The following is a 7864-nucleotide window of genomic DNA, read 5'->3' on the forward strand; positions in this document are numbered from 1 at the left end:
CAGCGGAAATCAACTTTTCATTGTTAATTCTATTTGGAAAAGAAAAAAGACTGTAGACAAACCCCATGATTTCTGGAGTTTGTATACAGTCTGAAGCATCCTCTACATATAGGTTGCTTTTTACACTAACAATTCTATTTTATTTACTTGAACCGTTTTTCTGTATCAATGAAATTTGCCCAGCATGCATGCCGGTATGGTACATGAGTCGTCCTACTGCCTCCAGAGGTGAAGAAGAACCCATTGGAGATTCCACTGGAGTTCCCCATTGGTCCTCGGGAAGTTCTTGCATCGCTTGGACTAAATGTGCATTGGAAGCTGCCAGTAACTCCACAAGTTCCTGTAACGATTCTGATGAAGTTTGTGCAGGATATTCAGGTTTCGTTTTGCCGAAAAACCACTCAGCAAACATATATTCAACTTCAGCCGTATGATAAAGGAGCCCACGGACGGAAGACTTACCAAGTGTCAGATTAAGATCGGATTCCGGTAATTCTGACGTCGTTTTTGTAAAGCGTTGACGCAGTGCCTCCCAAATTGGGAGTACAGTCGAATAAGACATATAGTAATTCTCCTTTAGGTTAGACTCAGACGTTTGCTTTGTTCTTTTTGTCGACAACTACGTGTGTGAAGACCTCACCTGAGATGTCCGCATCGAAAGCCATTCCAAATCCAACGACATAACGTCCCATTGACGGTGTCAGTTCGAATAGTGAGAAGTCGAGTCCGCGAAGAACATCTAGCAATTTCGAATCAAACTGTGAGTTGAACAACTCAAAAATATCATCGTGTCCTTCGTTTCCAATGTTTTTCGGTGTGCAACGCATGCGCATGCGTTCAGTTGCAAATGGATTTTTCGTCGTAGTCTCATCCGCAATCATCATTGCATCGATCCACTCGCTATTCTCCATATGGTAATAATGTTCAGCAACTTGGCTTATGTAAATGTACAATTTGCCGTCTTTTTTCACAAATGGAGCACAGCTTGTAAATGGTTTTCCTTCTCCGTCTAACATTGAAAGGATAAGACCTTTTCGTGTCTCCATAAATTCCAAATAAGATTTTTTGTATTTTTCTAGATCGATTGCTTTCGCCATGTGACATTCCTCCAGTAAATTAATTATCGTGCTGTCCGTAATAAATGAATACGTGGTTTTCGTTCTGCATGATTGTACATCACTTCAGAATCCATTCTATACACTTCCCGAATCATCTCGGTTGTCATAACCTGATCAGGTGTACCACACATCGCCTTCTCACCACTTTGTACGACGATAACTCGATCGCTATAATGTGCCGCTTGGTTTAAATCATGCAACACCATGATGACAGTCATGCCCATCTCCTCATTAAGCTCGCGCACAAGTTCTAGAACCTCGTGCTGATGGGAGATGTCTAGGTATGTCGTAGGTTCATCCAAAAGAAGGATTTGTGGTCGCTGTGCGAGTGCCATTGCAATCCACGCGCGCTGCGACTCTCCCCCTGAAAGGGACGCGACAGTTCGTTCTTGGTAATCCGTTAAATGTGTTTTTTCAATTGCCCACTCGATAATATCTCGGTCATCTTTGGTCAGTTTTTCAAACCAACGCTTATGTGGATATCTCCCATATGAAACAAGATCGTATACCGTCATATCACTTGGTGCCTGATTTTTTTGGCTAAGCATACACAGCTTGCGGGCAATTTGTTTGGGATTCATCGCCTTCATGTTCATGCCATCCAATTCCACTGAACCAGATTGGTAGGGTATTTGGCGGGAAATAGATTTGAGTAACGTCGACTTCCCTGATCCGTTTGGGCCGATAATCGATACAACTTCTCCTTCTTCTACACTAAATGAGAAATCGTTAATTACCTTTTTCTGTTCATATTGAATGGAAATTGAGTTTACCGTTAACATATTAAAATACACTCCTTCTCATCAAATAAAGAAAATAAGGTCCTCCGATTACCGCCATTAGAATCCCTGCTGGAATTTCAAGTGGAGAAAATAACGTTCGGCCACCTGTATCCGCCACTAACAACACTAATGCGCCAAGAGCCATGCTCATCGGCATCATATACTTGTAGTTGGAGCCGACTAAAAATCTGGCCATATGAGGAACAATGAGTCCGACAAATCCAATCATTCCAATTGCCGCAACAGAAATGGCAGCTAAAAAGACCGCTAAGATTGAAAGAAGAATCCGGATACGATTGACGTTTTCACCTAGGTTAGCGGCAACTTGGTCTCCCATTCGAATCACATTTGCTTTTCTGATAGCAAAGAAGGATAGAATCCAACCAACGATTGCGTAAGGAAGAATCATGGAGACGACGGAATTCCCCTTTGCTGCTAAACTTCCATTCATCCATTGGACGGCAGAAGGGAGGCGGTCACTGTAAATAATCGATAAATAACCAACCACTCCTCCACATAGCGCATTGACCGCAACTCCAGCTAAGATAATCGAAATTGGAGAAATCCCGTTTCTTCGCCAAGCTAGCGCATAGACAATCGTCGCTGCAAGCATCCCGCCAATAAGTGCAGCAAGAGGCATGAACTGGGTGTACTCAGGTTTCGCCAACATAATGACTAGGACAAAAACCGCCGCTCCACTTGTAACTCCTGTAAGACCTGGATCTGCAAGTGGATTCCCCATAACAGCTTGCAAGATTGCGCCGGAAATTGCGATATTCGCCCCGATAATCAATGCCAAAATCACACGTGGCAATCTAATGTTGAAAATAATCGTGTCGTTTACGTTATCAGCCGTTGAGTGAAAGAGTGTCTCTAAAATATCAGGTACTGAGATTCGAATACTTCCTAATCCGATCGCGATCACCGCTGCCGCAATTGCTAGAAGAAACGTAATGACAACAATGAGTCCGCTTCGAGATTTAGTCATGCAACGCTCGCCTCTCTTCATTCATAAAAATAAGTTGAAATATCGGTAAGCGCCTTTTCTGCATTTTTAATCGATGTGACACCAAATACTCCGTAGTCCAATACTTCAATTTTGTCGTTCTGATAAGCAGAAAGCTTAGTCCATGTATCATTGCTCTCTACTTCTTTTTTGAACGCGTCTTCAGAAGCACCATGATCTCCTGAAGCTAGTACGAGGATGATGTCGGGATCCGCCACAACGACGTCTTCCATATTTATTGGGGAATAGCGATCTTTCACTTTCAAGACCGAAGTCGCGATATTGTCTGCACCCAATTTTTTCACTAAGCTTCCAACATATGATTCATCATTCATAACCATGAACGAATCAGCCGTACCAATAACAAGCAATACACTCGGCAGGTCTTTGCCTTTTCCTTGCTCTACTAATTCGTTCTCTTTAGATACTAATTGGTTAAGGACTTTGTCCATTTCATCTGTCTTATCAAAGTATGTTCCTAGTGCTTTGAAACTGAGTTTCAAATCATCGAACGAATCTGTTGGAAGATAAGCTGTTGGTAGATTCATGCCTTCCAAGCTTTTATCTAACGTGCTACGCAATGACTCTGCCCCTAAGATTAAATCCGGTGTCAAACTCGTAACCACTTCAAGATCCGGCTGCATAGGAGATCCGATTTGATCAATCTTTTCAAAGTTCGCCGGAAGTGGGTTTGTTGAAGTTGGCACTCCAACCGGTGTTACATTAAGTAAATCAAGCATTTCTGCTAATGGTACAGATGTCGTAATAATCCGTTCAGGTGTACCTTCCGGGAACTCGGCCAGTGTATCTTTAAGTTCCTTTTCAGCTACACCGTCAGCCGTTTTCGCATCCGCCTTCTCTACTTGCTCAGTGTCACTCGTTACTGCTTTTTCTTTTTGAACTTCTTCTTTCTCTGTTGGTCCACATGCAGTTAAGACTGCAAGCATCCCAATTGATAATCCAGTTAAGATCTTTCTCAATTTAGTTCCCCCTAAATATGTAGTAGTACAAGGTTATTCCATTCTCTCGAAATTTTAATTGAGAATGAATTTCATTTTCAATGATAACCATTCTCACTGTTGAATGTCAAACTATTTTTGAAAACCACTTATTTTTGGAACTTATGGTGCAAATCCAATTCGTCAAGTATCAAGAGTTATGAGTCTTAATTCACTGGATGAGTTACTTAGAGTTAACTACAAAGAATCTAAATGTAGTTTTAAGTGAACGCAAAAAACCTGCTATCTTTGTAGAACAATAGCAGGTGTATTTCCTATTGGCATTAATCACCAGGATTAATGAGTTAGATTATATAAAGCTATTAGTGATTGTTATGCAAAGACACTTCCGCTTCTTCTAACAATCCACAAGCAAGTAAGCCTTTTAATATGCCGTCGTTTGAACATGTATCAGTTACAAGATCTGCCTTTTCCTTTAACTCTGGAATCGCATTCCCCATCGCGATTCCTGTGCCCACGAATTCAATCATTTCAAAATCATTCGGTCCATCCCCGAATGCGTAGCTGTTTTCAACAGGAATATCAAGATGTTCCATCAATTTACGAATACCAACTGCTTTTGATGCGCCTTTTGGCAACATGTCCACCGCATTTTCATCCCAGTGAATAAAGACATAATCCTCTTGATAGCGATCTTTGTAAGACTGCATATCGTCCATATTGCCGTATAACTGAATTTGGTGAACAGGTGAATGAGCGAAGATTTCTGCATCCACTTCAGGATACTTTAGCTTCAGTCGACCTAGACTTCCAGCAACGAGTGGATGCTCAGCTGCATTTGCAGCGAATACTTCCGAATTGGAGTATGTAATGCCATGTCCATTTTCTTTCGCTAGCGCACTAAGTTCTGTCAGAATTTCTGTGTTCATCGGATTGGAAAATAATTCGTTACTTTCATAGACCACATGTTGGCCATTCATAGAAACATACGAGTCGAATTCTAATTCGGTCAGTAGTTCCTGGAACATTCTTGGGGCGCGCCCAGTACAAATGACGGTAATAATCCCTTTTTCACGAAGTGCATGCAATGCTTCTTTTGTTGACGGCAAGATGGTTTTGTCATGACTCATTAAAGTACCATCCAAATCAAAAAATACGATTTTTTTATTGGACATTTCCATTCCTCCTAGCGAACATGAACTGAAAATAATCTTGCACAATTCAAGCACATGCCTTTAATGCTTCAGTCCACTTTCTTCACAATATATTTGTCTTTTAAAGCTTGTTGTAACGAACTATGTGTTTCAATCGTTGAGAAATCCAAACCTAATTGTATGGATGTCTGTGCGATTTCAGGACGAATTCCAGTAATTGTCGATTTAACACCAAGCAAGTTAAGAACTTGTATGACTTCATAAATTTGATTGGCAACCATTGTATCGATAATCGAAACACCAGATAAGTCGATAAATAACTTTAATATATCTGATTCCATACATTTAGCAGGAACGACTTCCAAAATTGCCTTTGCTCGTTCCGTATCTATATCTCCTACCAATGGTAAAATTCCGATATTCTCGTTAATTTTAATAATAGGAGAACTCAACTCGTCGATCAGACTTTGTTGGGCATTTAAACGTGTCGTCATTAAGATGAAGTACATGTCAGAGAAGGCTGTCAGTAATTCGTCAAACGCTAAATGGATTGTCTCTCCCCACTGCAAGACAACCGCCACAGGAACTGTTTCAGTTTGCTGTCCGACAAATCGTTCCACCTGTCGCCAAAATACTTTTCGTACACGACTAATGGCGTCTACCACTTCAGATATTGAGGTATTTGATGCAATACGGCTCTTCGCAATCAATTCTGCCCATTCAGCTTTTTGCGCTTCAAAGTTCCCACTGGGACCGAGCAAACTGCTAGCAATCGTTCTGTTCGTTAAATTATTTTGCTCTCTCAACGTTTGTTCAGTGGCTGCACCTGCATCTCTTGAGTAGATAGACTGCTGACCAGAATCACGAAGTGCAAGCCATTCATCAGTTATTGTTTTTATATTATCCATTAAGTAAATATTGAGATCCTTATTCCAATCTATCATTGTTTGTTCTACTCCTGTCTCTTACTAATATGTACACACTTCTCCCCTATCCATCTTACATCAGAATCAAATATTTTGCAGAAAAAACCGGAGAGTCTCCTCTCCGGACTAGTACTTAATTTAGAACTTTGACTCTAACTTTTTTAACTCCCCAAGCCATGGCTGAATCTAAACCAGGGATAAACACATCGATTTTATGTCCTTTAATCGCGCCACCAGTATCCCCAGCAATCGCCTCACCATATCCTTCTACCCAAACCCGAGAGCCGAGTGGAATGACAGAAGGGTCTACTGCAATTACTTTTTGGTTTGGATTCGCACGCAAGTTAATGCCGATCTTAGTCGTACCGGAACAGCCGTTGCAATATGCAGTATATGCGGTTGCGGTCATGGTAAGCTCTCTTCCGCTCTGTGCTGAAGCAGGTACCGTTGCAGGAGCAGATGCAGTTTTTGTTGAAACTGTATGCTTAGACGTAGGTGGAGCATTCGACTCTTGTTTCGTTACCGGTGCTGCCGCTATAGCCTTTTTCATCTTTTTCATATTCGTTGTTGAACCTGGTGCGTCTAGAGAGACATTCAATACATCTCCCGGGTGTATGAGTTCGCTTGACAACCCATTCCATTCTATTAATGATTGCAAGGGAACAGAGTGAGCTAACGCAATTCTGTATAAGTTATCTCCAGGTTGCACTTTGTACGTAAGAGAAGGTTCCTCTTCTAACAGCGGGTTATCTGCAATAAGTTCTGATCCAACTGCAGGTTGGAATGGATAGACATCCCGTCCTTCAGTAACTTCAGATTCATCTACTGAATCTGACTCGTTCGACTCGGCAACAACAGGTGCGGCTAGCAGTACAATTGCCAACAGGAAAACAATTGCTTGTACAAACTTTTTCAAATGAGTTCCTCCTTTAATGATTAAAAATCCGCGCCGCTTTTATCAATCTTTCGACGCTGTTTGTAAGTATTACCACTCATATACTTTTTAATCATTCATTTGATAAATGAAGAGTTTCTCAATTTGAAAACAAGAAAGTAGCAGACTTCCTGTTTTTTTGGAAGCTGCTACTTTTTTAGTGATTGTTTGCTACCATTTCATAGTCTGAAGTGTGTCGGCTAATACATGCTGAGCATCACTGGTGATTGGCCACCTCGTGATTTCTGTAATCAGTTCTTGACGAGTGCCAAAACCTTTCACAAACGCATTAAGGCGTGCTGCGAACGCTGAGTCAACTAGCATTTCTGGGATAGGATACAAAACTTCGACTTGTTCAAGTGCCTTTGGATAGCGTTTAAGATAGTATTTTTGATGACGTGTTTCTGCAAGAGTAAACGATTCGAACGGAGCAATTTCTGTTTCAATTCCTTCTCCTAAAACGGCTTCCATTTCCTTTTTGACGCGCTCGATGTCAAGACGTTGCTCTTCACTTCGGTACCGGAGGATCGACAAATACTGTCGTCCTTTATAAGCGTCGCGATTCGGATAATGATTATTCCAGAATACACTCAGCAACTTTTCATAGGAGACTAGTGTTGGATCAAAATCCACTTCCAGCGTTTCCGTATGATCGCCCATTTTCCGATACGTCGGATTTTGAGTCGTGCCCCCGGCATATCCAACACGGGTTCTGAGTACACCTGGAATGCCTCCAAACCTAGCTTCAGGTCCCCAAAAGCATCCCATCCCAAATAACGCTGTTTCAAATGGGATTTCATGTAATCCTTTTTCCACTTCTAATATTGTTACAGGTTCCATGATTTCACCTCATTTAATTTATTGTACCCATTAGGAGATGTAGGGAATCTCTAGGGGAGTTGGGGAATCGTAAATCTTTGTTTGTGCTCATAACCCATTTGATTCCGCTCATAAACTAGGGAGTGTGCTCATAAATCACGGTTTC

9 protein-coding genes are annotated in these 7864 nt (G+C 41.4%); all 9 read right to left on the reverse strand.

Translation table 11 applies throughout. The annotated features are described in order from the left end of the window. Nucleotides 1-139: 139 nt before the first annotated feature. On the reverse strand, nt 140-562 hold the full coding sequence (locus N693_RS0105985) for a DinB family protein (protein ID WP_025783877.1): 423 nt from the start codon (nt 560-562) through the stop codon (nt 140-142). A 25-nt stretch (nt 563-587) separates the two neighbouring features. After that, nucleotides 588-1097: a heme iron utilization protein gene (locus N693_RS0105990; protein ID WP_025783879.1), complete on the reverse strand. Its 510-nt coding sequence runs from the start codon at nt 1095-1097 to the stop codon at nt 588-590. A 23-nt stretch (nt 1098-1120) separates the two neighbouring features. Beyond that, nucleotides 1121-1900: an ABC transporter ATP-binding protein gene (locus N693_RS0105995; RefSeq protein WP_025783881.1), complete on the reverse strand. Its 780-nt coding sequence runs from the start codon at nt 1898-1900 to the stop codon at nt 1121-1123. 1 nt (nt 1901) lies between these two features. Further along, complete coding sequence (locus tag N693_RS0106000) at nt 1902-2888, reverse strand: iron ABC transporter permease (RefSeq protein WP_025783883.1); 987 nt, start codon at nt 2886-2888, stop codon at nt 1902-1904. A 17-nt stretch (nt 2889-2905) separates the two neighbouring features. After that, a complete protein-coding gene (locus N693_RS0106005) occupies nt 2906-3886 on the reverse strand; it encodes an ABC transporter substrate-binding protein (RefSeq protein WP_025783885.1) in 981 nt (326 codons plus the stop codon). A 341-nt stretch (nt 3887-4227) separates the two neighbouring features. Next, on the reverse strand, nt 4228-5040 hold the full coding sequence (locus N693_RS0106010) for a Cof-type HAD-IIB family hydrolase (protein ID WP_025783886.1): 813 nt from the start codon (nt 5038-5040) through the stop codon (nt 4228-4230). A 68-nt stretch (nt 5041-5108) separates the two neighbouring features. Beyond that, nucleotides 5109-5963, reverse strand: a complete 855-nt coding sequence (locus N693_RS0106015) for an STAS domain-containing protein (RefSeq protein WP_025783888.1) — start codon at nt 5961-5963, stop codon at nt 5109-5111. A gap of 115 nt (nt 5964-6078) precedes the next feature. After that, complete coding sequence (locus tag N693_RS0106020; protein ID WP_025783890.1) at nt 6079-6861, reverse strand: 3D domain-containing protein; 783 nt, start codon at nt 6859-6861, stop codon at nt 6079-6081. A gap of 189 nt (nt 6862-7050) precedes the next feature. Then, on the reverse strand, nt 7051-7719 hold the full coding sequence (msrA, locus tag N693_RS0106025) for a peptide-methionine (S)-S-oxide reductase MsrA (protein ID WP_025783891.1): 669 nt from the start codon (nt 7717-7719) through the stop codon (nt 7051-7053). Nucleotides 7720-7864: the final 145 nt, after the last annotated feature.

Source organism: Sporosarcina sp. D27, assembly GCF_000586555.1.
Classification (GTDB): Bacteria; Bacillota; Bacilli; order Bacillales_A; family Planococcaceae; genus Sporosarcina.

Coding starts and splice junctions, on each gene's coding strand:
- N693_RS0105985 (WP_025783877.1), bottom strand. CDS start 562: ATGTCTTATTCGACTGTACTCCCAATTTGGGAGGCACTGCGTCAACGC.
- N693_RS0105990 (WP_025783879.1), bottom strand. CDS start 1,097: ATGGCGAAAGCAATCGATCTAGAAAAATACAAAAAATCTTATTTGGAA.
- N693_RS0105995 (WP_025783881.1), bottom strand. CDS start 1,900: ATGTTAACGGTAAACTCAATTTCCATTCAATATGAACAGAAAAAGGTA.
- N693_RS0106000 (WP_025783883.1), bottom strand. CDS start 2,888: ATGACTAAATCTCGAAGCGGACTCATTGTTGTCATTACGTTTCTTCTA.
- N693_RS0106010 (WP_025783886.1), bottom strand. CDS start 5,040: ATGTCCAATAAAAAAATCGTATTTTTTGATTTGGATGGTACTTTAATG.
- N693_RS0106015 (WP_025783888.1), bottom strand. CDS start 5,963: ATGATAGATTGGAATAAGGATCTCAATATTTACTTAATGGATAATATA.
- msrA (WP_025783891.1), bottom strand. CDS start 7,719: ATGGAACCTGTAACAATATTAGAAGTGGAAAAAGGATTACATGAAATC.